This is a genomic window from Rhodococcus sp. BP-349 (genome assembly GCF_019835845.1).
In the GTDB taxonomy this organism is placed as follows: Bacteria; Actinomycetota; Actinomycetes; order Mycobacteriales; family Mycobacteriaceae; genus Rhodococcoides.
This window is the reverse complement of record NZ_JABUDR010000001.1, coordinates 115,850-141,901: the sequence shown is the minus strand read 5'-3', so window position 1 is coordinate 141,901 and position 26,052 is coordinate 115,850. Positions and strand designations below refer to the sequence as shown.

The 26,052-nt window shown below is 67.9% G+C and carries 22 protein-coding genes, 1 tRNA gene and 1 other RNA gene; 11 read left to right on the top strand and 13 right to left on the bottom strand.

What is annotated here, in order from left to right; translation table 11 throughout:
- The first annotated feature begins 150 nt into the window (after positions 1-150).
- The 3 genes from HQ325_RS00650 to fadD5 all read left to right on the top strand — a co-directional run bounded on the left by HQ325_RS00650 (position 151) and on the right by fadD5 (position 4,502).
- Positions 151-1,563: an FAD-binding oxidoreductase gene (locus tag HQ325_RS00650; RefSeq protein ID WP_222628724.1), complete on the top strand. Its 1,413-nt coding sequence runs from the start codon at positions 151-153 to the stop codon at positions 1,561-1,563.
- Positions 1,560-2,879, top strand: a complete 1,320-nt coding sequence (locus HQ325_RS00645; protein WP_222626281.1) for a class I SAM-dependent methyltransferase — start codon at positions 1,560-1,562, stop codon at positions 2,877-2,879. The genes HQ325_RS00650 and HQ325_RS00645 overlap by 4 nt, the downstream gene beginning before the upstream one ends.
- Positions 2,880-2,966: 87 nt before the next feature.
- Positions 2,967-4,502 (top strand): fatty-acid--CoA ligase FadD5, encoded by a 1,536-nt coding sequence (gene fadD5, locus HQ325_RS00640; protein WP_222626280.1) that lies wholly within the window; start codon positions 2,967-2,969, stop codon positions 4,500-4,502.
- Here fadD5 and HQ325_RS00635 read toward each other — a convergent pair.
- Positions 4,499-4,687 (bottom strand): hypothetical protein, encoded by a 189-nt coding sequence (locus HQ325_RS00635; protein ID WP_222629214.1) that lies wholly within the window; start codon positions 4,685-4,687, stop codon positions 4,499-4,501. The two genes, fadD5 and HQ325_RS00635, sit on opposite strands and share 4 nt — an antisense overlap.
- Before the next feature lie 90 nt (positions 4,688-4,777).
- Here HQ325_RS00635 and HQ325_RS00630 point away from each other — a divergent pair, with 90 nt between their 5' ends.
- Complete coding sequence (locus HQ325_RS00630) at positions 4,778-5,917, top strand: lipase family protein (protein WP_222626279.1); 1,140 nt, start codon at positions 4,778-4,780, stop codon at positions 5,915-5,917.
- A 50-nt stretch (positions 5,918-5,967) separates the two neighbouring features.
- On the opposite strand, the gene HQ325_RS00625 is transcribed toward HQ325_RS00630, so the two are convergent.
- From HQ325_RS00625 to ffs, 7 genes are all read right to left on the bottom strand, one after another.
- The gene (locus tag HQ325_RS00625) at positions 5,968-8,118 is read right to left on the bottom strand and encodes a 3-hydroxyacyl-CoA dehydrogenase NAD-binding domain-containing protein (protein WP_027506629.1); all 2,151 of its coding nucleotides are present in this window, start codon (positions 8,116-8,118) and stop codon (positions 5,968-5,970) included.
- 8 nt (positions 8,119-8,126) lie between these two features.
- Positions 8,127-9,338 carry an acetyl-CoA C-acetyltransferase gene (locus HQ325_RS00620; RefSeq protein ID WP_222626278.1) on the bottom strand — a complete coding sequence of 404 codons (1,212 nt, stop codon included), beginning with the start codon at positions 9,336-9,338 and terminating at the stop codon, positions 8,127-8,129.
- Between the two features lie 176 nt (positions 9,339-9,514).
- Entirely contained in the window at positions 9,515-11,746 is a 2,232-nt protein-coding gene (locus HQ325_RS00615) for a DNA polymerase III subunit gamma and tau (RefSeq protein WP_222626277.1), read from the bottom strand.
- Positions 11,747-11,792: 46 nt separating this feature from the next.
- Positions 11,793-12,377 (bottom strand): HhH-GPD-type base excision DNA repair protein, encoded by a 585-nt coding sequence (locus HQ325_RS00610; protein WP_027506627.1) that lies wholly within the window; start codon positions 12,375-12,377, stop codon positions 11,793-11,795.
- 12 nt (positions 12,378-12,389) lie between these two features.
- The gene (locus HQ325_RS00605; RefSeq protein ID WP_222626276.1) at positions 12,390-13,295 is read right to left on the bottom strand and encodes a type IV toxin-antitoxin system AbiEi family antitoxin domain-containing protein; all 906 of its coding nucleotides are present in this window, start codon (positions 13,293-13,295) and stop codon (positions 12,390-12,392) included.
- A 133-nt stretch (positions 13,296-13,428) separates the two neighbouring features.
- Positions 13,429-14,715, bottom strand: coding sequence for an aminotransferase class I/II-fold pyridoxal phosphate-dependent enzyme (locus tag HQ325_RS00600; protein ID WP_222626275.1), 1,287 nt, complete (start codon positions 14,713-14,715; stop codon positions 13,429-13,431).
- Positions 14,716-14,756: 41 nt separating this feature from the next.
- Positions 14,757-14,851, bottom strand: an RNA gene (gene ffs, locus HQ325_RS00595) — signal recognition particle sRNA small type.
- A gap of 82 nt (positions 14,852-14,933) precedes the next feature.
- On the opposite strand from ffs, the gene HQ325_RS00590 reads away from it, so the two are divergent.
- Positions 14,934-15,021 (top strand) — tRNA-Ser (locus HQ325_RS00590).
- Positions 15,022-15,074: 53 nt separating this feature from the next.
- Here the strand turns inward: HQ325_RS00590 and HQ325_RS22255 are convergent.
- Both HQ325_RS22255 and HQ325_RS00585 read right to left on the bottom strand, forming a co-directional pair.
- A complete protein-coding gene (locus tag HQ325_RS22255; RefSeq protein WP_261777610.1) occupies positions 15,075-15,209 on the bottom strand; it encodes a hypothetical protein in 135 nt (44 codons plus the stop codon).
- A gap of 50 nt (positions 15,210-15,259) precedes the next feature.
- The gene (locus tag HQ325_RS00585) at positions 15,260-16,168 is read right to left on the bottom strand and encodes a DUF2797 domain-containing protein (RefSeq protein WP_261777609.1); all 909 of its coding nucleotides are present in this window, start codon (positions 16,166-16,168) and stop codon (positions 15,260-15,262) included.
- A 33-nt stretch (positions 16,169-16,201) separates the two neighbouring features.
- Between HQ325_RS00585 and HQ325_RS00580 the strand changes: the two genes are divergently transcribed.
- Both HQ325_RS00580 and HQ325_RS00575 read left to right on the top strand, forming a co-directional pair.
- On the top strand, positions 16,202-16,741 hold the full coding sequence (locus tag HQ325_RS00580; RefSeq protein WP_222626274.1) for a hypothetical protein: 540 nt from the start codon (positions 16,202-16,204) through the stop codon (positions 16,739-16,741).
- Positions 16,742-16,881: 140 nt separating this feature from the next.
- On the top strand, positions 16,882-17,784 hold the full coding sequence (locus tag HQ325_RS00575; RefSeq protein WP_261777608.1) for an alpha/beta fold hydrolase: 903 nt from the start codon (positions 16,882-16,884) through the stop codon (positions 17,782-17,784).
- A gap of 60 nt (positions 17,785-17,844) precedes the next feature.
- Here the strand turns inward: HQ325_RS00575 and HQ325_RS00570 are convergent, their stop codons facing one another.
- On the bottom strand, positions 17,845-19,230 hold the full coding sequence (locus HQ325_RS00570; RefSeq protein ID WP_222626273.1) for an MFS transporter: 1,386 nt from the start codon (positions 19,228-19,230) through the stop codon (positions 17,845-17,847).
- A 128-nt stretch (positions 19,231-19,358) separates the two neighbouring features.
- Here HQ325_RS00570 and HQ325_RS22250 point away from each other — a divergent pair, with 128 nt between their 5' ends.
- The 4 genes from HQ325_RS22250 (at position 19,359) to HQ325_RS00555 (ending at position 22,860) form a co-directional block, all read left to right on the top strand.
- The gene (locus HQ325_RS22250; protein WP_261777607.1) at positions 19,359-20,312 is read left to right on the top strand and encodes a LysR family transcriptional regulator; all 954 of its coding nucleotides are present in this window, start codon (positions 19,359-19,361) and stop codon (positions 20,310-20,312) included.
- Positions 20,309-21,199: a tRNA glutamyl-Q(34) synthetase GluQRS gene (gluQRS, locus tag HQ325_RS22245; protein WP_308014200.1), complete on the top strand. Its 891-nt coding sequence runs from the start codon at positions 20,309-20,311 to the stop codon at positions 21,197-21,199. The genes HQ325_RS22250 and gluQRS overlap by 4 nt, the downstream gene beginning before the upstream one ends.
- A 104-nt stretch (positions 21,200-21,303) precedes the next feature.
- The gene (locus HQ325_RS22720) at positions 21,304-22,038 is read left to right on the top strand and encodes an RDD family protein (protein ID WP_222626272.1); all 735 of its coding nucleotides are present in this window, start codon (positions 21,304-21,306) and stop codon (positions 22,036-22,038) included.
- Between the two features lie 78 nt (positions 22,039-22,116).
- Positions 22,117-22,860, top strand: coding sequence for a queuosine precursor transporter (locus tag HQ325_RS00555; RefSeq protein ID WP_027506618.1), 744 nt, complete (start codon positions 22,117-22,119; stop codon positions 22,858-22,860).
- 88 nt (positions 22,861-22,948) lie between these two features.
- Here the strand turns inward: HQ325_RS00555 and tgt are convergent, their stop codons facing one another.
- Complete coding sequence (gene tgt, locus HQ325_RS00550) at positions 22,949-24,166, bottom strand: tRNA guanosine(34) transglycosylase Tgt (protein ID WP_222626271.1); 1,218 nt, start codon at positions 24,164-24,166, stop codon at positions 22,949-22,951.
- Positions 24,163-26,046 (bottom strand): ABC transporter ATP-binding protein, encoded by a 1,884-nt coding sequence (locus HQ325_RS00545; RefSeq protein WP_222628716.1) that lies wholly within the window; start codon positions 26,044-26,046, stop codon positions 24,163-24,165. Before HQ325_RS00545 ends, tgt begins: the two co-directional genes overlap by 4 nt.
- Positions 26,047-26,052: the final 6 nt, after the last annotated feature.

Below are 26,052 nucleotides of genomic sequence, written 5' to 3'. Positions count from 1 at the left end.
CGCAACGATCGTGTGAAGTTTCCTCGTCGGGAGGCACCTTCCATAGCGTTGCGAACCACCTCCGTATAGCGTTCTCGCGTGGCTCAGACAGTCGATACGGCGCTCGGGGGAGCGGGGGAACCCGGCGGGGGCGGCAACCGTCCGCGCGAGATCGGACAAGCAGGACATCGGGCGGGTGTGGAACGGCTTCTGGCCAGCTACCGCGCCATTCCTCGGGACGCGACCGTCCGGCTGGCGAAGAAGACCTCCAACCTGTTCCGGGCCAGACCGAAGAACTCTGCGCCCGGGCTCGACGTCTCAGGGTTGGGCGGCGTCGTCTCGGTCGACCCCGTCGCGATGACCGCCGACGTGCAGGGCATGTGCACCTACGAGGACCTCGTCGACGCCACCCTGGCGTACGGCCTCGCTCCCCTGGTGGTGCCGCAGCTCAAGACGATCACTCTCGGCGGCGCGGTCACCGGCCTCGGTATCGAGTCGACGTCGTTCCGCAGCGGCCTGCCGCACGAGTCCGTCCTCGAGATCGACATCCTCGCCGGATCGGGTGACGTCGTCACGGCCACTCCCGACAACGAGTACGGCGATCTCTTCCGTGGGTTCCCCAACTCCTACGGCACCCTCGGGTACTCGACACGGCTGCGCATCGAGCTCGAGCCCGTTCTCCCCTACGTCGCCCTGCGCCACGTCCGGTTCCACGACCTCGAGTCGGTGCAGACGGTCATGGCCCGCATCGTCGCCGAGAGGGAATACGAGGGCGACCGCGTCGACTACCTCGACGGGGTGGTGTTCTCCGGGACCGAGGCGTACCTGACTCTGGGCCGACAGACCGACGAGCCGGGACCGGTGAGCGACTACACCGACTCGGCGATCTTCTACCGGTCCATCCAGCACGACGGCACCGCACCCCGAACGGACCGCCTGACGGTGCGCGACTACCTGTGGCGGTGGGACACCGACTGGTTCTGGTGCTCGCGCGCCTTCGGTGCGCAGAACCCCCGCATCCGACGTCTCTGGCCGAAGAAGTACCTGCGCAGCAGTTTCTACTGGAAGCTGATCGCGCTCGACCAGAAGTACGACATCGCCGACCGCCTCGAGAAGCGCAAGGGCAACCCGATCCGCGAGCGCGTCGTGCAGGACATCGAGGTGCCGATCGAGAACACGGCCGCATTCGTCTCGTGGTTCCTCGACGAGATCCCGATCGAGCCGTTGTGGTTGTGCCCCTTGCGGCTCCGTGAACCCGACGGGTACGCCGACGCGCAGGACTCCGACGCCGGAGTGCGCGGGTGGCCCCTCTATCCGCTCGAACCGCACCGCACCTACGTCAACGTCGGCTTCTGGTCGTCGGTGCCCGTGGTCCCCGGTGAACCCGACGGCGCAGCGAACCGTCGGATCGAGAAGAAGGTGACCGAGTTCGACGGTCACAAGTCCCTCTACTCGGACTCGTTCTACGACAGGAACGAGTTCGATGCCCTCTACGGCGGTGACGGTTACCGCCGACTCAAAGAGAAGTACGACCCCGATTCGCGGTTGTTGGATCTGTATTCGAAGGCGGTGCATCGTCGATGACGACATTCAAGGATCAACGGAACCCCGGCCTGTCCGGCGGTTCCCCCAAACTCTCCATCGCCGAGATTCTCGAGCAGTTCACCGAAGGTGACCTGCCCGTGCGGTTCTCGGCCTACGACGGCAGTACGGCCGGCGCCGAGGACTCCGAGTACGGGCTCAAGCTCACCTCGCCCCGCGGCACGACGTACCTGGCCACCGCGCCCGGTGACCTCGGCATGGCACGCGCCTACGTCTCGGGCGACCTCGAGATCGAGGGCGCACACCCGGGCGACCCGTACGACGTGCTGAGGATGCTGGGGGACGACCTGCACTTCAAGCGCCCGTCCGCCCGCGCGCTGGCCGCCGTCACCCGGTCGTTGGGCTGGGAGTTGTTGCGTCCCATCGCTCCCCCGCCCCAGGAGTCCCTCCCGCGCTGGCGTCGCATCGCCGAGGGACTGCGGCACAGCAAGACTCGCGACGCAGAGAGCATCCACCACCACTACGACGTGTCGAACACGTTCTACGAGTACGTCCTCGGTCCGTCGATGACCTACACGTGTGCGGCCTACCCGAGCATGGAGGCCTCCCTCGAGGAGGCTCAGGAGAACAAGTATCGCCTGGTGTTCGAGAAGCTGAACCTGAAGCCGGGCGACCGACTGCTCGACATCGGGTGCGGTTGGGGCTCGATGGTGCGCTACGCGGCACGCCGAGGAGTCCACGTCATCGGCGCCACCCTCTCCCGCGAGCAGGCGGAATGGGCGCAGAATGCCATCGCCGCCGACGGGCTGAGCGATTTCGCGGAGGTGCGTCACAGCGACTACCGCGACATCGTCGAGGGCGACTTCGACGCCGTGTCCTCCATCGGTCTCACCGAGCACATCGGCGTCTCGAACTACCCGGCGTACTTCGAGTTCATCAAGGGCAAGCTGCGACCGGGTGGCCGCGTCCTGAACCACTGCATCACCCGCCCGGACAACCGCTCGTCGGCACGGGCCGGCGGCTTCATCGACCGGTACGTCTTTCCCGACGGCGAGCTCACTGGATCCGGCCGCATCATCACCGAGATGCAGGACATCGGACTCGAGGTGCGCCACGAGGAAAATCTTCGCGAGCACTACGCGATGACACTGCGGGACTGGTGCCGCAACCTCGTCGACAACTGGGACGCGTGCGTCGCGGAGGTCGGCGAGGGCACCGCGCGCGTGTGGGGCCTCTACATGGCGGGCTCCCGCCTGGGCTTCGAGCGCAACGTGGTCCAGCTGCACCAGGTGCTGGCCGTCAAGCTCGACGAGAACAACGACGCGGGTCTTCCGTTGCGGCCCTGGTGGATCGGCTGATCCACTGACACGGATGCCGTCTCGGGTGTCGAATCACGGGGACTGTCGACACCCGAGCGGGTGCGACTCCACGAGAGGACACCCGAGATGGCGGATCAGTCGCAGCCCGGACGCGCACGGCGGGACAACTGGAACAACCAGGTACGACGACACGCACTGATGAATCCCACGGGCGTGGCACTGCGCTTCGGCGGTACGACGCACACGTGGCGCGGCCTCTCCGACCGTGTCGACGCGCTCGCCGGCGCGCTGTCCCGCCGGGGCGTGACGGCCGGGGACCGGGTACTGATCCTCATGCTCAACCGGCCCGAGTACGTCGAATCGGTGCTGGCGATCAACGCCGTCGGTGCGATCGCCGTGCCCGTCAATTTCCGGATGAGCGCCCCGGAGATCACCTACCTCGCGCAGAACAGCGGCGCCGGCCTCATCGTCGTGGAGGACGCTCTGGCTCCGCTCGCCGCGGCGGTGGGCGTCGCGGACTCGATCGTGGTGGGCGGACACGGGGACACCTACGAGGCTCTGATCCGCGAGGGCACACCCGCGCCGGACACCGACGTCCCGGACGACGCGCCGGCTCTGATCATGTACACCTCGGGAACGACCGGCCGCCCCAAAGGTGCTGTGCTGTCCCATTCCAACATGCAGGCCCAAGCGCTCACCTGCATCCGCGCCCTGCAGATGTACGGAGTCGACGAGATCAACTTCTGTGCGTCACCGATGTTCCACATCGCCGCCCTGGGCAGCATCGCCCCCAGCCTCAAGCTCGGCATCCCGACCGTCGTCCACCCCGTCGGTGCGTTCGATCCGGCCGCGTTGCTCGACGTCCTCGAGGCCGAGGCGGTGACCACCCTGTTCCTCGTGCCGGTGCAGTGGCAGGCGGTCTGCGCGGAACAGGCGCGACACCCGAGACAGTTGTCGCTGCGAGTGATCTCGTGGGGTGCGGCGCCGGCGTCGGACACCGTCCTGCGGGCGATGTCGCAGACCTTTCCCGACGCCCTCACCGTGGCCGTCTTCGGGCAGACCGAGATGTCGCCGATCACCTGCGTCCTCGACGGCGGCGACGCACTGCGCAAGCTCGGGTCCGTGGGTCGAGTCGTCACCACGGTGGAGGCACGGGTCGTCGACGACGACATGGTCGACGTCCCGCGAGGCGACATCGGCGAGATCGTCTATCGCGGTCCGACGCTGATGCACGGCTACTGGGAGAACCCGGCAGCCACGTCGGATGCGTTCCACGGCGGCTGGTTCCATTCCGGCGACCTGGTGCGCCAGGACGACGAGGGCTTCGTCTTCGTCGTCGACCGCAAGAAGGACATGATCATCTCCGGCGGCGAGAACATCTACTGCGCCGAGGTCGAGAACGTCCTGTTCTCGCATCCCCGGATACTCGAGGCCGCCGTCATCGGCCGCCCGGACGACCGCTGGGGTGAGGTGCCCGTCGCCGTCGTCGCGCAGCGCGCCACCGACGAGCCGGACCTGACGCTTTCCGACCTCGTCGACTGGCTGGACGCACGCCTGGCGCACTACAAGCACCCTCGCGACCTGGTCCTGGTGGAGGCGCTCCCCCGCAACGCCGGCGGCAAGGTCGTGAAGGTCGACCTGCGCCGGCGGTACGCGAGCTAGACCCCGCGGCGCCTGCTCACCACCACGATCGCCACTCCGACGATCAGGATGATGGGACCGAGGATCGACCAGGTGGACGTGTTGCTCATCGCGCTGCCGCCGATCACCCCGAATCCCTGAAGGGCGAACAGGAGGCCCATGAGGGCGATCACGACACCGATGACGGTGACAACTGGAGTCTTCACCTGATGAACCTAGTCCCCTGACGCCGTACCGGGCAGATACTCGTGAGGAGACACACCACGGACGCCGCTCGACATGATGGACTGCTGTCCGTGACTTCTCTTCCCCGACGATTCTGTCCGCCGGTCCTCGTCGCGTGCGTCGCTCTCGCGTCGTCCGTTCTTCTCGTCTCCGCTCCCGCGTCCGCCGAGACGGCCGCGGGAACGGTGCTCTCCAGCACCGCCCTCGATCCCGCGCTGGCACCCGTCGGCGCCGCGGAGAGCTATGTGGTGCGCTACTCCACGCTGCGGACGGCCGAGCAGGCCGGGGAGTCGACGGGCACGGTGTTCGTGCCGACCGGCGATGCTCCTGCCGACGGATGGCCGGTGGTGTCCTACGCGCACGGCACCACCGGTGTCGCCGACTCGTGTGCACCGTCGGCGACAGGCACCGCGCAGTACGAGCGTCCGGCGATCGAGGCGTGGCTGACCGCCGGCTACGCCGTGGTGGCCACCGACTACGCGGGCATGGGCACTCCGGGTGTGCACGCATATCTGGACGGACCGGCCGCCGGCGCCAACGCGATCGACATCGTCCGCGCAGCACACACGATGCTCGGCGATCGGCTGTCGCCGGAATGGATCACCACCGGTCTGTCCCAGGGCGGCAACACGTCCTTCTTCACTGCCGCAGCGGCATCCACCCGCGCGCCGGACCTCGACTTCCGCGGCGCCGTGTCGGTGGCCGGGCCGACGGGGCTCGACACCGTGCTCCCGCTGGTCGGTCCAGTTCTCCCGCCGGTCGTGCCCAGCGGCTTTCTCGGTTACGTCTTCTACACTCTCGCCGGGCTGGCCGACCAGCGTCCGGAACTCGACGTCCGGCAGTACCTGACGCCGAAGGGCGTCGAGTACCTCGACGCTGCGACCGCGCTGTGCGGCAACGAATTCCGCGACTATCGGACGGCGCACCCGGCGCAGTTCGGGGAGCTTCTCGCGCGCCCGCTGACGCCGCTGGCTCCCGTGCTCGCGCAGATGCAGGCCGTCCCCGTCAGCGGCTACGACCGGCCGCTCCTGGTGACCCAGAGCCTGTCCGATCAGACTGTTCCGGCTCCGCTCACGTTCGTCCACACTGCCCGGATGACCGCTGCCGGTACGGACTTCCAGCTGGTCACCTTCCCGACGCCCGATCACATCGGCACCCTCATGGCCTCCATGCCCGCATCGCTGGACTTCGCCGCGCGCGTCCTGAGCTGAGACGACGACAGCCCCACACCGGGAGGTGCGGGGCTGTCGTGTGCTCGTGACTAGCGCAGTGACGCAGGCGGAGTGAACCGCTCACCGTACTGCTTGGCCAACTCCTCGGCACGGGCGACGAACGCCTCCTTGCCGATCGAGCCGTCCGCGGCCTCGTAGCCGACGACGTACTGGTGCACGCCACCGGTCCACGCCGGGAAGCCGATTCCGAAGATCGAGCCGATGTTCGCGTCGGCCGTCGTGTTCAGCACGCCCTCGTCGAAGCACTTCTGCGTCTCGATCGCCTCGATGAAGAGCATGCGCTCCTTGAGATCCTCGAACGACGACTCCGAGGTACCCGACTTGAAGGCGTCACGAAGACCGGACCAGAGGCCGGTGCGCTTGCCGTCGACGTACTCGTAGAAGCCGGCGCCCTTGGCCTTCGACGGACGCTCGAACTCGTCGACCATCTTGTCGATGACCGCGCCCGCGGCATCCTCGGGAGGAGTTCCGCCGGCAGCGACGATCGCGTCGTAGGTCTCCTTGCGGATCTTCTGCATCAGCGTCAGCGTCAGCTCGTCGGAGAGCTGCAACGGCGGCGCCGGGTAGCCCGCCTGCAGACCGGCCTGCTCGATGGTCGCGGGCTCGACGCCCTCGCCCAGCATGGCGATGGCCTCGTTGATGAACGTGCCGATCACGCGGGAGGTGAAGAAGCCACGGCTGTCGTTGACGACGATCGGGGTCTTCTTGATGGCCTGCACGAGGTCGAATGCCTTGGCCAGAGCGGCATCCGAGGTCTTGTCACCGCGGATGATCTCGACGAGCGGCATCTTGTCGACGGGCGAGAAGAAGTGGATCCCGATGAAGTCTTCCTGGCGCTTGACACCCGTCGCGAGACCGGTGATGGGCAGCGTCGAGGTGTTGGATCCGAGCAGCGAATCGGGAGCGACGAGGTCCTCGATCTCCTGGAACACCTTGTGCTTCAAATCCTGCGACTCGAAGACCGCCTCGATGACGAGGTCTGCACCCTCGACGTCCTTCGGATCGGCCGTCGGGTGGATACGCGCCAGCAGAGCGTCCGACTTCTCCTGCGTGGTCTTGCCGCGTGAGAGCGCCTTGGCCTCGATGGCCTCGGAGTACGCCTTGCCCTTGTCTGCGGACGCCTGCTCGACATCCTTGAGCACCACGTCGATTCCGGCCTTGGCACAGACGTAGGCGATGCCGGCGCCCATCATGCCGGCGCCGAGCACGGCGACCTTGGTGAACTGCGTCTTCTCGTAGCCGTCCGGGCGGGACTTTCCGGCGTTGATGGCCTGCAGGTCGAAGAAGAACGCCTGGATCATGTTCTTCGACACCTGGCCGGTGACGAGCGACGTGAAGTAGCGCGACTCGATGGTGGACGCGTTGTCGAAGTCGACCTGCGCGCCCTCCACCGCTGCGGACAGGATCGCGAGCGGTGCCGGCATCGGCGCGCCCTTGATCTGCTTGCGCAGGTTCGACGGGAACGCCGGAAGGATCTGCGCGAGCTTGGGATTGGACGGCGTGCCGCCGGGGATCTTGTAGCCCTTGACGTCCCACGGTGCGACGCCGCCCTCGGGGTTGGCCTTGATCCATGCCTTCGCAGCGGGAACGAGTTCCTCGACGCTGCCGACGACCTCGTGCACGAGCCCGAGCTCGAGCGCCTTGGCCGGACGGAAGCGCGTGCCCTGGGACAGCACGGACATGAAGCCGTTCTGGATGCCCATCATGCGGGTGATGCGGGTGACGCCGCCGCCACCGGGCAGCAGACCCAGCGACACCTCGGGCAGGCCGAGCTGGACGCCGGGAACGTCCGCGACGATGCGGTGGTGCGTCGCCAGCGTGATCTCCAGACCGCCGCCGAGTGCGGCGCCGTTGATCGCGGACACGACGGGCTTGCCGAGCGTCTCGAGCCGACGCAGCTGCGACTTGACCGTCTGCACCTCGTCGAAGATCTGCTGGGCGTCGGCGGGGCCGGCCTTGATCATGTTCTTGAGGTCGCCACCGGCGAAGAAGGTCTTCTTCGCGGAGGTGACGACGACGCCGGTGATGGAGTCCTTCTCGGCCTCGAGGCGGTCGACCGTGGCGCCCATCGAGGTCTTGTAGAGCTCGTTCATCGTGTTGGCGCCCTGGTTCGGGTCGTCCATCGTCAGGGTGACGATGCCGTCGGCATCCTGGTCCCACTGAATCATGTTGTCACTCATGCTGTTCCTCAGACTCGCTCGATGATGGTGGCTACGCCCATGCCGCCGCCGATGCACAGGGTGATCAGTGCGTAGCGGCCGTTCCGACGCTCGAGCTCGTCGAGCACGGTGCCGGTGATCATGGCGCCCGTGGCACCGAGGGGGTGGCCCATCGCGATGGCGCCACCGTTGACGTTGAGCTTCTCGCCCGGGATCTTCAGGTCGCGCTGGAAGCGCAGGACCACGGAGGCGAACGCCTCGTTCAGCTCGAACAGGTCGATGTCGTCGACGGTCAGGCCGGCCGCGGCCAGCACCTTCTTCGACGCGGGCGTCGGCCCGGTCAGCATGATGGTGGTGTCGGCGCCGCTGGTGGCGGTCGCGACGACGCGCGCGCGCGGCGTCATGCCCATCGACTTGCCGGCGTCCTCGCTGCCGACGACGACCAGGGCCGCACCGTCGACGATGCCCGACGAGTTACCGCCGGTGTGGACGTGATCGATCTTCTCGATCCAGTGGTACTTCTGCAGCGCGACGTCGTCGAACCCGCCCATCGCGGCGATGCCCTCGAAGGCCGGCTTGAGCTTGCCGAGCGACTCGACGGTGGTGCCGGGGCGCATGTGCTCGTCACTGTCGAGGATCAGCAGACCGTTCTGGTCCGTGACCGGCACGACGGACTTGGTGAAGTAGCCACCCGACCACGCGGCTGCAGCGCGCTCCTGGGACTGCGCGGCGTACGCGTCCACGTCCTCACGGGTGAAGCCCTCGATCGTCGCGATGAGGTCGGCGCCGATGCCCTGGGGGGCGAAGTAGGTGTCGTAGTTGGTCTGCGGGTCCATGGCCCACGCGCCGCCGTCCGATCCCATGGGCACGCGGGACATCGACTCCACGCCACCGGCGAGGACGAGCTCGTCCCAGCCGGACCGCACCTTCTGCGCGGCGAGGTTGACGGCTTCGAGGCCGGACGCGCAGAAACGGTTGAGCTGGAAGCCGCCGACAGTGTCGGGCATCTTCGCGGCGAGCACCGCGGTACGGGCGATGTCGGCACCCTGATCGCCCACGGGCGAGACGACGCCCAGGATCAGATCGGAGATGCGATCCTCGTCCATGTCGGGGAAACGACGGCGGAGCTCGTCGATCAACCCGGTGACCAGCGAGATCGGCTTGACCGAGTGCAGCGACCCGTTCTTGCCCTTACCTCGCGGTGTTCTGATGGCTTCGTAGATGTATGCCTCTGTGGTCACTGAACACAGTTCCTTCCGACGTGAGACTCGGGCAGCACGGTGCACTGGAGACACCGGCGCCCACGAGGACAGACCTCGACGCCATTCACCCTAGGCATGGAGCCGCGCCGCCGAAAGGACCGAAACGAGCGCGCACTGTGACACTCCTGCCGGTGTTTCGCACCGTCAGGAGCAGGTCAGACGTCTTTCAGCGGGGTAGCACCCAGCTCGGACTGCAGCAGCTCGAGCGCGACCTCGTCCGGATCACGACGCGTCGACGGATCGACCGGCTCCTTCGCCTGTTTCATGAGCTCTTCCTGCTCCTCCGGGCTCTCCGGGGGAGGTGGACCGTCGTACGGCGAGGGACCCGGGTCGTCCGGATAGTCGGGCTCCTCGGGCGGCGGTGGGATGTCGTCGTCGGACGGGCGCGACGGCGTCGATCGTGCCGGAGCGCTGCCGGACTGCGCCGGCGCCGGCGTGGGCGCCGACCTGCTGGGGCGCGAGAACCGGGGGCCGGTGGACGCCGGGCGCTCGGCCGGGGCGGATGCCGGCGCCGGTGCCGCCGACCGCGCGGTGCCGTCGCCCGCCTCGCAGACCACGGTCCACTCGACCCCGAAGACGTCGCGCAGCGCGTCCTTGATGACCTCAGCGTTGCGGGGCTCGACCAGCCTCTTGGCCAGCGGTACCGAATCGTGCGCCAGCACGATCGCCCCGTCCCCGACCGACTTCACCGTGGCGCCCGAGAGCATCACCTCGACGGTGCGGCTGCGCTCGCGCACCTTGGTCCGCACCTCGGACCAGACGGCGCGCACGTCCGCGGCATCCGGGCCCTCCGCCGCGGCGGGACTCGGCGCGGCGGGCTCGGGTGCTGTCTCTGCTGCCGTCTCTGCCGGTTCGGGTGTCGTCGGTTCGGCGGCCGGGGGTTCCACGGCTACGGGGGTGGGCTCCGGGGTCGGCTCGGGTTCAGGGGTCGGCTCGGGTTCAGGGGTCGGCTCGGGTTCAGGGGTGGCCGGCTGCGCTGCGGGCGGCTGCGCTGCGGCCGGTTCGGGGCGCGCAGGTTCGGGGCGCGCAGGTTCGGGGCGCGCGGGTTCGGGTGTGACCGGTTCCGGTGCAGCGGCTCTGGCTGCGGGGGCGTCGCCGACGGGTGCAGGTGCGGCGGCCGGCTCGGCCGCCCGCTCGGACGGACGGCGATACGTCTGCTGCTGCGCCGCCGCTTCGAGCCGGTCGTGCTGATGTTCGGCCTCGACCGCGGCGGCCTCGCCTGCAGGCAGGGTCACGTCGAGTCGGCGTTCGAGGCGCTCCAACCGTTGCAGCACAGCACTTTCCGCATCGGACGCCGCCGGCAGCAGCATCCGCGCACACATGACCTCCAGCAACAGCCGGGGAGCCGTGGCGCCGCGCATCTCGCCGAGTCCGGCGTGCACCGTCTCCGCGAATCGGGCCAGCGTGGCCGGGCCGATGCGCTCCGCTTCGTCGCGCATCCGGTCGAGCATGTCGGCGGGGGCGTCGACGAGGCCGCGCTCACCCGCATCGGGGACCGCGCGCATGAGGATGAGGTCGCGGAGTCGATCGAGCAGGTCCACCGCGAACCGGCGGGGATCGTGGCCCGCGTCCATGACCTTCTCGACGGTGCCGAAGAGTGCGGCACCGTCCTGAGCAGCCAGGGCGTCGACGGCCTCGTCGATCAGCGCGACGTCGGTGACGCCGAGCAGAGTGAGAGCGCGCGCGTACTGTACACCCTCGTCGCCGGCACCGGCGAGCAGCTGGTCGAGCACACTGAGGGTGTCGCGCGGGGAGCCACCACCGGCACGAATGACCAACGGGTACACCGCATCCTGCACGGTGACCTTCTCCTCCGCACAGATGCGCTCCATCAGACCGCGCATGGCGAGCGGAGGCAGCAACCGGAAGGGGTAGTGATGGGTGCGGCTGCGGATGGTCGGCAGCACCTTCTCCGGCTCCGTGGTCGCGAACACGAAGATCAGGTGCTCGGGCGGCTCCTCCACGATCTTGAGCAGCGCGTTGAAGCCCGCCGTCGTGACCATGTGGGCCTCGTCCACGATGAAGACGCGGTAGCGCGATTCCGCAGGCGCGTAGAACGCACGGTCACGCAGCTCACGGGTGTCGTCCACGCCGCCGTGGCTGGCCGCGTCGAGCTCGATGACGTCGAGGTTGCCCGGGCCACCGGGAGCGAGCGCGACACACGAGCCGCACACCCCGCACGGCGTCGACGTCGGACCCTGGACGCAGTTGAGCGACCGCGCCAGGATGCGTGCGGACGATGTCTTGCCACACCCGCGAGGGCCGGAGAAGAGGTAGGCGTGATTGATGCGCTTCGAGTCCAGTGCGACGGACAGAGGCTCGGTGACATGCTCCTGCCCGACCACTTCCGCGAACGTCGCTGGACGGTACTTCCGGTACAGGGCCACGCGAGAGAGAGTACCGACGTCGACCGACAGAACGGTCGGCGGGAACCTACGATCCCGCGCTCTCCTTGGCGGCCCGCTTGGCCGCCTTCTTGAACTCGCGCACCTCGCCCAGACTGGTCGCGTCGACCACGTCGGCGATGGATCGTCGGGAGCCGTCGTCGCCGTACGATCCGGCGGCGTCGCGCCACCCGGCCGGCTCCACACCCATCTGCTTGCCCAGCAGAGCCAGGAAGATGCGCGCCTTCTGATCGCCGTACCCGGGCAGCGCCTTCAGTCGCTTCAGCACTTCTCTGCCGTCCGGGTCGCCGTCCGTCCAGATGGCGTCGGCGCGGCCGTCCCACTCGTCGACGATGTACGAGCACATCGACTGGATCCGCTTGCCCATCGACCCGGGGAACCGGTGCACCGCGGGTGGAGTGGAGCAGATCGCGAGGAAGTCGTCCTCCGGCATCTCGGCGATCGCGCGGACGTCGAGCGACCCGATGCGATCCACCAGCTTCTTCGGACCGGCGAACGCCGACTCCATCGGTACCTGCTGATCGAGCAACATCCCGATCAGCAGCGCGAGCGGGTCGGAGGCGAGCAGGGCGTCGGCGTCGGGATCCCCCACCAGGTGCAGCGTCGTGGCCATGGCGTCATTCTTTCACGCGGACAGCGCAGCACGAATGCGCTGCGCCAGCCGACCGTCGACGAGCTCCGCCCACGTCCACCGCACGACGGTCCACCCGGCGGCACGCAGAGCGTCCTCTCGCAATTTCTCGCGGATCACGACTGCATTCGCCGACTCGCCGCTGCGTGTGTACTTCGCCAGTCCGTCGAACTCGCCGAGCACGCGCTGGTCCTCCCACAGGAAGTCCGGCCGATACGTGCGCCCGTCGATCACGATCTCGATCTGCAGCTCGGGTGCGGGGAGCCCGTGCCGATCGAGATACACCCGACTGCGCGATTCGCCGACGCTCTCGCTGCGACCGTCCAAGAATGCGGCGGCACGTCGAGCGCCCGCGACGCCGCGCCGACGGCCACACCCGCGGATCGCCTCGGTGATGTCGTCGATCGATGTCGGAGTGCATGCCAGTGCCGAATCACCGACGCACACTGCGGCTTCGAAGCTCACAGCGCACGCGAGATCCGCGACTGTTCGCGCTGCGGAGGTCACTCTGGCACCGTCACGCATCACCACGTCCACGTCGGCGAGTGGATGCGTGTGGAGATGCCGTACCGCGTCGACACGTCCGCCCGTCGGCCTGTCGACCGTTAGGTGCACCAGCGGTGGCGGCCCCTGCCACAGCGACATGCCCCACGCCAGCGCGGCCGACTCGTGGCTGAGCGTGAGACCCGGTCCGCCTGCGGCCAGGGCCGCCCGGGCCGCGAGAAGGTGTCGAGCTTCCGGCGTGGAGTCGGTGAACCGCCGCGTGTCGACGAAACACCCCCGCCGCACGGCCACGATGGACCCGGACCTGCGAGCACTGCGGATCTCGGTGTCGGACACTCCCCGGCCGAGTAGGTCTGCGCGTCGGATCAGATCCGTGAGGTCAGGGTCGTTGCTCATCCGCCGATCGTGGACGAGATCGAGAAGTGCTGCTCGTGGCCATCCACAAGCGTCGAACCGTCACCGGTTTCCGCAACTCACAGCGGTTACAACCGGTGAACCTTGCCGGAATCGGTGTGAGAACCCGACCGAACTACGAACCGAGCAACTTCTCCGTCGCGGCCAGCAGCACGCAGGTCGCCACGCCGTCCATCGCCGCGGACAACTCGTCGGTGGACGGGAAGCTGGGGGCGAGGCGGATGTTGCGGTCGTCGGGATCGCGCTTGTACGGGAACGCGGAGCCGGCGCCGGTGAGGGCGATACCCGCGTCCTCCGCCAGCGAGATGGTGCGCGCGGCGGTGCCGTCGAGCACGTCGAGGCTGATGAAGTACCCGCCCGCGGGCTCGGTCCACGAGGCCACCTTCGACGCACCCAGGCGATCGTCGAGGATCTCCTGCACCCGGGCGAACTTCGGCGCGAGGATCTCGCGGTGCTTCGCCATGTGTGCGCGCACACCCTCGGCGTCGCCGAAGAAGCGCAGGTGGCGGAGCTGATTGAGCTTGTCGGGGCCGATGCTCTTCTTGCCGTAGTGGCCCAGGTACCAGTCGAGGTTCGCCGACGACGAACCGAGGAAGCTGACGCCCGCACCGGCGTAGGTGATCTTCGACGTGGACGCGAAGACGTACGGACGGTTCGGGTGACCGGCCTCCGCCGCCAGGCTCAGTACGTCGTACGCGGGCGGGAACTGGTCCGCCAGCGGATGCACCGCGTAGGCGTTGTCCCAGAACAGGCGGTAGTCGGCGGCGGCGGTCGGCATCGTGGCCAACGCGCGCACCACGTCCTCCGAGTAGACGGCGCCGGTGGGGTTCGCGTAGTTCGGAACGCACCACATGCCCTTGATCTGCGGATCGCCCGAGACCAGCCGCTCGACCTCGGCGACGTCGGGGCCGTCCTCGTTCATCGTCACCGGGATCATCTCGATGCCGTAGCTCTCGGTAATGGCGAAGTGACGGTCGTAGCCCGGGCTCGGGCACAGGAAGCGGACGACGGGTTCGGCCGACCACGGACGCACCGAGTCGACGGTGCCGTGCAGCAGCCCCCACACCACCAGGTCGTGCATGATCTCAAGGCTCGCGTTGTTACCGGCGACCAGGTTCGCGGCCGGGATGTTCAGCAGCTCACCGAAGATGGCGCGCAGCTCGGGCAGGCCCTGCAATCCGCCGTAGTTGCGGCAGTCGGTGCCCTTGCCGTCCCGATAGTCCTCACCGGGCAGGGTGAGCAGACCGGCGGCGAGATCGAGCTGCTCGGGGGACGGCTTGCCGCGGGTGAGGTCCAGCGAGAGTCCGCGTGCGACCAGTGCCTCGTACTCGGCGGTGCGCTTCTCGTGCTCCGCGGCCAGCTCGTCGGGGTTCATCAGTCCGAGTTGAGCTTGGCCGGTCATGGCGAGGAGGGCCTTTCGAGGCGACTGCGCGTGGCGGGAAGTTAAGGGGACCCCGCGCACCCGGCAGAGCCCGTTGACCCTTGCTGCCTTCCGGCCCTGGGGGAGTTCACAGGATGCGCGCCGCGCGGGATCCGTGGACGAGTCTAGCCACATCCCCCGCGCACCACCGAACCGACCCGATTCGTCGCATCAGGGGGGTCGCCGGTATGGTGATCGACGGAGGATTCGCCTAGTGGCCTATGGCGCTCGCCTGGAACGCGGGTTGGGTTAACGCCCTCAGGGGTTCAAATCCCCTATCCTCCGCCAGGGATAGCGACAGCCCCCGTGCACTGCACGGGGGCTGTCGTCATTTCCGGGCATCACTCCCGCTCGAGCACCCACGCCACGGGCGCGGGGTCCAGTCTCTCCACGGCCACCGCCGCCCACGCCTCGGCTGTCGACACGTCCTCGTGCTCGGCCGTGGCCAGGATGGAGTCGTCGCTGGTGTCTCTCACTCGATAGGTCGGCATGGCTCACGAATGCCACGCGGCGGCCGGGGACAAACTCAGAACAGTGCTTCCTGCATGGCGGGCAGCGCAGTGTCGAAGTCCCCCCACTCGATGCGTCGACCCCGCAGTCGGGCCAGGTCGGCGACGTACACAGTGTCCGGATCCTCCGCCACCGTCGCGCCGACGGCCGAGCCGATGCACCACTGCACCGTCAGGCCGTGCGCACCGACAGCAGTGTCCAGCGGATAGGCCGTTCGCCGACCCGTGAAGGCCGCCTCTCGGCCCGCGGGCGGCTCCCATTGCTCGTCGACGACACGGAAGTCGTCGTCGGAGAAGTCGGGACCGAGGTCGGCGAGCACCTCGCGCGCCAGTGTCGCCGCGTCGGCGTTCGATCGGTCGAGGCGCGCGAGGTCGACCGGGCGGGTCAACCCCGCCGCCTTGGCTGCGGCGCGCACGGCCTGGCGCAGACCGGCGGTGTCGGTCATCGCGTCCTCGAGGTGGCGCACCACGCGTCCGTCGACCGCCCGCGCGACGTAGCGTCCGACCACCGCGCCCTGCTCGGTGAGCCGGCCCCATTTCCGAGGATCCGCCGCCGTTCCCACCTTGTCCGTCCCGTCGGCGAAGGTCGCAACGTAGAGCCAGTGCGGTTGCATCACCACGCTCTCGAGACCCTTCGACAGGAAGTCCTGCCGGTGGACGATGTGGACGAACCGGTACGGATCCGCCGCCACACACGCGTCGCAGTGCGCCCCGGAGGTCGCGCGCGCACTGTTCGGGCAGGCCACGGGACGACCGTCCTCGGCGCGGCGGCCGATGCACCAGAGCACACCCGGCGCGTCGAGCGCGCGGTATCGCAGTGCGGAGGACAGCACCGGCCGGGACGTCACCTCGCCGGTGTCGGTGTCGGTGACTCCGAGCAGCGGTTCCCCGCGTGGCCACCCGACACCACGAACGACCAGAGCCAACGTGACTCCTCTCCACCTGGCAGCATTCCGAGAATGAGCACACTCGGTCCCGTCGGTTCTCTCTACCGCCGAGTGACGACGCGCAGGGCCGGCGTGCTGCCCGCGCATCGTGCCACCCGGCGTCTCTCGGCCTACGTCTACGGCAACGTCCTGGTGATGACCGTGGTGGTCGCCGCCAGTCCGTCGTCCATCGCGAACGGTACGGCGGCTCTGTTGGTGATCGGCACCACGCTCACCACCTTCCTCGCCCACATCTTCGCGGACGCCGTCGCGGCCGGCACCGTGGACGACGACACGGTCGTCTGGCGCGAGGAGCTGCGGGACTCGCTGCCGATCGCCTCCTCGGGCATCGCGCCGTCGTTGCTACTTGCGTCTGCGTGGCTCGAACTCCTGCCCGGAGCACTCGCGCAGGGGCTGGCGGGCGGGCTCGTGACGTTGCGCATCGCATCGATCCCGGTGGTCGCGGAGCGCCTGCGCGGTCGCGGACTGTCGTTTCGCCTGGTCCTGGCCGGTCTCGCCACCGCGTCAGTGGCCGCGGTCGTCGTGGCGGTGAAGGTGTATCTGACGCACTGACCGCGTCGTTCGCCATCGAAACCTCTTGTGACCGACACCGCCGAGGGGCAGTGAATGTCTGGGATCACATGCTCTCGGAACGGCTCCCCGCTGCCGACCAGCGTGCACACTGGAGCGGTAGTACAACGGAGGGATCTCCCATGGCGGCACTCGATACCGCACAGCCGGACATGCAGACACTCGGTCTGCACGGCAACGAACTGAAGTACCTGGACATCGGACACGGCCCCGCCGTCATCCTGATCCACGGCCTGCTGGGCTCCCACCACAACTGGGGACCGCAGATCGACACCCTGTCGCAGCGGTACCGCGTCATCGTGCCGGACCTGTTCGGCCACGGTGAGTCGGACAAGCCGGCCGGGGACTACTCCATCAGTTCCCACGCCGCGACGGTGCGCGACCTGCTGCACAGCCTCGACATCACGTCGGCGACGTTCGTGGGCCACTCGCTCGGCGGTGGCATCGCGATGCAGACGCTGTACCTGTTCCCCGAGTTGGTCGAGCGCATGGTGCTCATCGCCAGCGGCGGCCTCGGCCCCGAGGTGAGCCCCCTCCTGCGTGCGGCCACCCTGCCGGGCAGTGAGTTCGTTCTCCCGCTCATGGCCAACCGCACCGTGCGGGGACTGACCGATCTCGCGATCGATCGGCTCGACAAGCTGGGACTCCCGCTGATGAGCGCCAGCTCCTCGGAGGCATGGCGCAGCTTCGGCTCGGTCCAGGACGCCGGTACCCGCCGCGCGTTCCTCGCGACCGCCCGCTCCGTCATCAGCTTCCGAGGTCAGACCATCAGTGCGACACCGCACTTCGCGAACTTCCCCAATATCCAGGCGATGCTGGTCTGGGGTGCTCGCGACAGCATCATCCCCAACTCGCACACCGAGAACGCTCGGGCCGAGTTGCCGCACGGCCGCGTCGAGATCTTCGAGAGGGCAGGGCATTTCCCGCATCTCGACAATCCCGACCGCTTCGACCGCATCTTCACCGAGTTCATGCGTGACTGCGAGGCCGGCGCCTCGCGTCCGCACCTCGTCGCCGAGGCCTGACGCACACACGAACGCGCCCTCTCCCGTCATGCGGGAGAGGGCGCGTTGCTGTGTGCGCGCCTACTTCGTCGGGATACCGGCCTTCGCGAGCTCGGCCTCGGTGGCCAGGTTCTTCGCGTCGGCGATGTCGATGCTCTCGAGCGCGATGCCCTTGGTCTCACGAGCCACCACGACGGCGATCAGCGTGATGAGCGCGGAGGCGGCGAGGTACCAGGCGATCGGCACGGACGAGCCGTAGACGTCGAGCAGCTTCACCGCGATGATCGGTGCGAGTGACCCGGCGACGATCGACGTCACCTGATAGCCCAGGGACACACCGGAATACCGCATACGAGTGGGGAACATCTCGGACATGATCGCCGGCTGAGTGGCGTACATGAAGGCGTGGAACACCAGTCCGATGATGATGGCCAGCATGATGACGACGTTGTGGCCGCTGTTCATCATGGGGAAGGCGAAGAAGCCCCACGTGCCGGCGGTGACCGCACCGACGAGGTACACCGGACGGCGTCCGACGGTGTCCGCCAGGCGACCGACCAACGGGATCACCGCGAAGTGCACGGCGTGCGCGATGAGCATCCACCACAGGATGGTGCTGGTGTCGGTACCCACCTCGACCTTGAGGTAGGTGATCGAGAAGGTGACCACCAGGTAGTACATGACGTTCTCGCCGAACCGCAGGCCCATCGCGGTGAACACGCCACGGGGGTAACGCTTCACGACCTCGAAGACGCCGTACGACGCGGCCTTGATGACCTCGGCCTGCTTCTGCGCCTCGACGAAGATGGGGGCGTCGGTGACCTTGGTACGGACGTAGTAGCCGACGAAGACGATGACGGCGGACAGCCAGAACGCGACACGCCAGCCCCAGCTGAGGAACGCGTCCTCCGACAGCACTGTGGTGAGCACCAGTAGGACCACCGTCGCGAGCAGGTTGCCGCCGGGGACACCCGCCTGCGGCCAACTGGCCCAGAAGCCGCGACTCTTGTTCGGGCTGTGCTCGGCGACGAGAAGCACGGCGCCGCCCCACTCACCGCCCACCGCGAAGCCCTGGATGAAGCGCAGCATCACCAGAAGTGCCGGCGCCCAGTACCCGATCTGGTTGAACGTCGGCAGGCAGCCCATGAGGAAGGTCGCAGCGCCGACCAGCACCAGCGAGAACTGCAGGAGCTTCTTGCGCCCGTACTTGTCACCGAAGTGACCGAAGACGATGCCGCCGAGCGGTCGTGCGACGAAGCCGACCGCGTACGTGACGAAGGCCGCCAGGATCGCGTCGAGTTCGCTGGTCCCCTCCGCGAACATGATCTTGCTGAACACGAGCGTCGCCGCCGTGCCGTAGAGGAAGAACTCGTACCACTCGACCACGGTGCCCGCCATGGATGCGGCGACCACCTTCCGCAGACCCGACGGTTCCTCGTCGCGATCCACCCTGTCGACAACCGACATGACATTCTCCTTGCTGAGTCCTCGGTACCGGGACAGTGATCCACGGCACACGCTGCGTCGAGTATCGACGCAGATCACCACGCGGCACAATGGACGCGCGCGCACGACCCAACTGCAAAGATGCACACATGACCTCGTCCGGGCGCTCGTCGGCGCACACGCCCCCCAGCGCGGACGATCTTCTCGTCCTCCTCGCCGTCGGGCGCAGCGGCCGTTTCACCGCGGCCGCGGACAGCCTCGGCGTCAATCACACGACGGTGTCGCGGCGCATCGCCTCCCTGGAAAAGTCGCTCGGTGGTCGGGTGCTGGTCCGCACCTCGGGCGGCTGGGAACTCACCGACCTGGGCCGACACGCCCTGACGGCAGCCGAGACGGTCGACAGCGTGGTGCGCGGTCTGGTCGACCCGGTCGGTGCGTCGCTGCGCGGTGTCGTCCGCATCTCCGCGACCGACGGCTTCAGCGCCTACATCGCGGCGCCGGCGGCTGTCGGCGTGCAGGAACGGCACCCCGAGGTGTCCGTGGAACTGGTGGCCGCGACGCGGCGCGCCTCGCAACAACGGTCGGGAATGGACATCGAGATCGTCGTCGGCACGCCTCAGGTGCACCGCGCCGAGGCGGTGCACCTCGGCGAGTACTGCCTCGGTCTGTACGCCACTCCGGAGTACCTCGAGCACCACGACACCGTCACCACCCGACGCGACCTCGCCGGCCATCCCCTCGTCTACTTCGTGGAGTCGATGCTGCACGTCGACGACCTCGATCTCGCGCGCTCGGTGGCCGTCGGCGACGCTTCCCCGTCGTCGGACGTCCCGGTGATGCGGAGTTCGGTGAGTTCGACCAACGTCTTCGTGCACGTCGAGGCGACCAGGGCGGGCGCCGGTATCGGCCTGCTGCCGTGCTTCATGGCCGACCGGCACCGCGATCTCGTGCGCATCCTGCGCTCGGAGGTGTCGGTCACCCTGGCCTACTGGCTGGTCGTGCGCGGCGAGACGCTGCGGCGCCCCGAGGTCGGGGTGGTGGTCGACGCGCTGCGGACGGAGGTCGCGTCCCGACGGGACGAGCTGATGGGTCGCGGCGAGTGAACGGCCGGTTCGCGCCGAGCCCCTCCGGCGACCTCCACATCGGGAACCTCCGCACGGCGGTGCTCGCCTGGCTCCTGGCCCGCGGGACCGGACGCGGATTCGTTCTGCGCGTCGAGGACCTCGATCGCGTGCGACCGGGCGCCGAGCACCGTCAGCTCGACGATCTCGCCGCCGTCGGCATCACCGTCGACGGGCCGGTGGTGCGGCAATCGGATCGCCGAGAGTCCTATGCCGCGGCCATCGCCTCCCTCGCCGCCGACGGCCGTGTCTACGAGTGTTTCTGCACCCGCCGCGAGATCCAGCAGGCCGCGTCCGCGCCGCACGCACCCGAGGGTGCGTACCCCGGAACCTGCCGGAACCTCACCGAGGCGCAACGCGCGTCCCGCCGCGCCGAGGGCCGGCGCGCCGCACTGCGGTTACGTTCGGACACGCGGTCGTTCACCGTGACCGACGCCCTCGTCGGCGAGTTCACGGGCGTGGTCGACGACCTCGTCCTCCAGCGCACGGACGGCGTTCCCGCCTACAACCTCGCCGTCGTCGTCGACGACGGGTTCCAGAGCGTCGACCAGGTGGTTCGCGCGGACGACCTGCTCGCGTCGGCGCCGCGTCAGGCCTACCTCGCCGGTCTGCTCGGCGTCGAGATCCCGGAGTACGTGCACGTCCCGCTCGCTCTCGGTCCGACGGGCAAGCGCCTCGCCAAGCGGGACGGTGCCGTCACACTGCGCGACCGACTCGCCGCCGGGCAGACCGTGTCCGACGTCCGCGCCGAGATCGCGTCGTCGATCGGGGTTCCGTCCGATCGCACACGCGAATCGCTGTCCGACCTGGCCTCGCACTGGTCCCTGGACCGGCTCCCGAGGGAGCCGTGGTTCGTGCTCGGTCACTGATCGAGACGCCGTCACGACGGAACATCGCACACCGGTCGGGGCGTATCGGACGTAAGGTGGCCGCGAGAAGACTCCGACACGTCAACCCGTACGAGAAGGACATCATGACCACAGGCGGTTTCGACCCGAGCAAGGATCCGCAGAACCCCGGCAGCTACCCGCCGCCGCAGCAGGGTTCCTACCCGCCCCCGTCGCAGGGGTCCTACCCGCCGCCCTCGCAGGGCAACTACCCCCCGCCCTCACAGGGCAACTACCCGCCGCCGCAGGGCAACGTCCCGCCGCAGCAGGGTGGCTACCCCCAGCAGGGCGGCTACCCCCAGCAGGGCGGCTACCCCCAGCAGGGTGGCTACCCGACGCCCCCGCAGTTCGACAACACCACCAACTACGGTGGCTCGAACTTCGGTGGAGTGCCCGGCGGCGGTCAGCCCGGTGGGCTGGGCATTCGACTGGGCGCGCGCATCATCGACGGGATCATCGTCGGCATCGTCGCGCTGATTCTCGCCGCGATCTTCGGTGCGACCGACAACATCCTCGTCACCGGACTCTTCTCCGGCGTCCTGACGTTCGCGTACTTCGTCGGCCTCGAGGTCAGCCAGGGCGCGACACTCGGCAAGAAGATCCTCGGACTCCAGGTGCACGGTCCCGCCGGCACGCCGCGGCCGACGCTGCAGCAGTCCGCGATCCGCAACGCGTTCACGCTGCTCAACATCATCCCGTTCCTCGGTAGCCTGCTCGCGTTCATCGCCGTGATCGTCATCGCCGTCACGGTCAACTCGAGCCCCACCAAGCAGGGCAAGCACGATCAGTTCGCCGGTGGCACCCAGGTGGTCAAGAAGTAGCCTCCGCACGCACCGACATCGGGCGCGGATCCCTTCGGGGATTCGCGCCCGTCGTCGTCTCGGTGCTTGGATCGACCGGTGACTGCAACCAACTCCACCGCCACCGACGGCGACACTCCGTCTGGACAGGCCTCGTTCGCCCACATCAGCCGTGGCTTCTACCCCGCCATCGTCGCGCTCTTCGTCGCGACACTGCTGATCTCGAACGTGGCCGCCAGCAAGGGTGTCGCCTTCTTCGCCGCGTCCGACGTCTCGCTCGGGCCCTTCCAAATTCTCCCCATCAACACCGACGGCGCGTTCTTCCTCTTCCCCCTCGCGTACATCCTCGGCGATGTGCTCAGCGAGGTGTACGGGCTCAAGGCGACGCGCCGCGCGATCTACCTGGGCTTCGGCTCACTCCTGCTCACCTCGGTCTGCTTCTGGATCGCCATCGAGCTCCCCGCCGCCTCCTTCTACGAGAACCAGGCCGCACTCGAGACCGTCGTCGGCGTCGTGCCGCGCCTGGTCCTCGCCGGACTCGCCGGGTACACCGTCGGGCAGCTGCTGAACTCCATCGTGCTGGTGAAGATCAAGGAACGCACCAAGGAGAAGCACCTGTGGGCCCGCCTCATCGGGTCGACGGTGGTGGGCGAATTCTTCGACACACTGATCTTCTGCAGCATCGCGGCCGGCGTCATCGGCATCACGACGGGCGCCGACTTCGTGAACTACGTCATCGTGGGCTTCCTGTGGAAGACGCTCGTCGAGGTGCTGGTCCTCCCCATCACCTACGCCGTGATCGCGTACATCAAGAAGCGCGAGCCGACCTACTCCCCGGACTGACCCCACCCCTGCCCCGCGAGTACGTCGATACTGGCGCTGCCGAGCACGACATTCTCGACACTATGGGCGTACTCGCGGAGAGTTCGGGTCAGGAATAGAAGCGCGCCAGCGTGTCCTTCTTGAACTCCTGGAAGCGCCCGTCACGGATGGACGCGCGGATGTCGTCGACCAGCTTCACCGTGAAACGCTCGTTGTGGATCGTCGCCAAGGTCGAGGCCAGCATCTCCTTCGCCTTGAACAGGTGATGCATGTAGGCGCGTGTGTAGTGCGCGCAGGTGTAGCAATCGCACTCGTCGTCGATCGGGGTGAAGTCGCGTCGGAAACGCGCGGTGTTGATGTTGAATCTGCCGTCCGGGGTGTAGATCGCCGCGTTCCGCGCCACTCGTGACGGGTTCACGCAGTCGAAGGTGTCGGCGCCGTTCTCGATGGCGACGAAGAAGTCGTCCGGCTCGCTGATGCCGAGCATGTGTCGCGGTTTGTGTTCGGGCAGTTCCTCGTTCACCCATCGGACGATGGTGCCGAGGTTCTGCTTCTCCAGAGCGCCGCCGATGCCGTAGCCGTCGAATCCGCGCCCGGTCTCGCCGACGATGGTCTCGAGATCGTGTGCCGCCTTCCGACGTAGGTCCTCGTACTGCGCACCCTGCACCACACCGAACAGCGCCTGGTATGGCTTGTCGGCGCGCTCGGCGGTGAGGCGCTCGTGCTCGGCGATGCACCGCACCGCCCACGCCTGCGTGCGGTCCAGCGACTGTTCTTGATACGCACGGGTGTTCATCAGCGTCGTCAGCTCGTCGAAGGCGAACATGATGTCCGCGCCGAGCTGGTGCTGGATCTGCATCGACACCTCGGGCGTGAAGCGGTGCCGTGAGCCGTCGAGGTGGGACTTGAACGTCACGCCGTCGTCGTCGACGTGCGCGAGCCGCTCCTTGCCCTCGGCGATGACGTCGTCCGACTCCACTCGGGTGGCATCCATCGAGATGACCTTCTTGAACCCGACACCGAGCGACATCACCTGGAACCCGCCGCTGTCGGTGAAGGTCGGGCCGTCCCAGTTCATGAACCGACCCAGTCCCCCGGCCTCGTCCACGATGTCGGGGCCCGGCTGGAGGTACAGGTGGTAGGCGTTCGCCAGAACCGCCTGTGCGCCCAACTCTTTCATCGACTCCGGCAGCACCGCCTTGACGGTGGCCTTGGTGCCGACGGCGATGAACGCGGGGGTCTCGATGTCGCCGTGCGGCGTCCGCAGGGTGCCGGTTCGACCGAGATGGTCCTCGATACGGGTCTCGACTGTGAAGAGGTCGGTCATGCCCCCATCGAACCAGACGCCAACTGCTGCTCCTGCAGGCCGGACGCACTGAGACGGTGGTAGGCGCCGCGCGCCGCGATGAGCTCGTCGTGCGTGCCCTTCTCCACGATGGACCCGTTCTCCATCACCAGGATCAGATCGGCGTCGCGGATCGTCGAGAGGCGATGCGCGATGACGAAACTCGTGCGATCACTCCGCAGGGCCGCGGTGGCCTTCTGCACCAGCAGCTCGGTACGGGTGTCGACGGAACTGGTGGCCTCGTCGAGGATCAGCACGGCCGGGTCGGCGAGGAACGCGCGCGCGATGGTGATCAACTGCTTCTCGCCCGCACTGACGTTGCTGCCTTCCTCGTCGATGACGGTGTCGTACCCGTCGGGCAGCGAGTGCACGAAACGGTCGACGTAACTCACCCGCGCCGCCTCCATGATCGACTCCTCGGTGGCGCCGCTGTTGCCGTACGCGATGTTGTCGCGGATGCTGCCGCCGAACAGCCAGGTGTCCTGCAGCACCATGCCGGTGCGCGATCGCAGCGTGGCCCGCGTCATGTCGCGCGTGTCCACTCCGTCGAGGGTGATGGAGCCGGAATCGATGTCGTAGAACCGCATCACGAGGTTCACGAGCGTCGTCTTGCCGGCGCCGGTGGGGCCGACGATCGCGACCATCTGGCCAGGCTCCGCCACGAAGGACAGCCCGTCGATGAGCGGACGCTCCGGCTCGTAGCGGAACGAGACGTCCCGGAACTCGACGCGCCCACTGCGCGTGGTAGGGGTGACGGGGGCCGACGGATCGGCGCCCTCCTCCTCGGCGTCGAGGATCTCGAAGATGCGCTCCGCCGAGGCCACACCCGACTGGAGCAGGTTGACCATCGACCCGATCTGCGTGAGCGGCTGCGTGAACTGGCGTGAGTACTGGATGAACGCCTGCACCTCGCCGAGACTCAACGTTCCCGACGCGACGCGCAACCCGCCGACCACGGCGATGGCGACGTAGTTGAGGTTGCCCAGGAACATGATGGCGGGCATGACGATTCCGGAGATGAACTGTGCCCGGAAGCTCGCCTGGTACAGTTCCTCGTTGCTCTCGTGGAACACCCGCGCCGTCTCGTGCTGACGGCCGTAGGCCTTGACCAGTTCGTGGCCGGTGTAGGCCTCCTCGACCTGTGCGTTGAGCGCGCCGGTCTGCTTCCACTGCGCGATGAAGTGCGGCTGCGAGCGCTTGGCGATCATCGCCGTCACCACGATCGACAGCGGCACCGTCAGGATCGCGACCAGTGCGAGCAGCGGCGAGATCCACAGCATCATGCCCAGGATGCCCAGAACCGTGAGCACCGAGACCACGAGCTGGCTGAGTGTCTGCTGCAGACTCTGCGAGACGTTGTCGATGTCGTTGGTGACCCGCGAGAGCACGTCCCCGCGCTTGTGGGAGTCGAAGTAGCGCAACGGCAACCGGTGGATCTTGTTCTCGACGTCGGTACGCAGACGCTTGATGACGCGTTGCAGGGCGATGTTGAGGATGTAGCCCTGCACCCAGGACAGCAGTGCGGAGCCGATGTACAGGATCAGGACGAGGACCAGGACCTTGCCGACCGCGTCGAAGTCGACTCCCCGACCGGGGAGGACGTCCATGCTCGACACCATGTCGGCGCGTGTGCCCTCACCCGAGGCGCGGAGACCGTCGACGACCTGTTCCTTGGACAGCGAGGGGTCGAGCGAACGGCCGACGATGCCGTCGAAGATGAGGTTGGTGGCTCGGCCCAGGATGTTCGGGGCGAGAACGGTGAGCACGACGCTGGCGACGGCGAACACGAGGACCACCGTGAGCAGCATGCGCTGCGGCAGCAGCCGGCGCAGCAGCCGCTTGACGGACGGTCCGAAGCTCATCGCCTT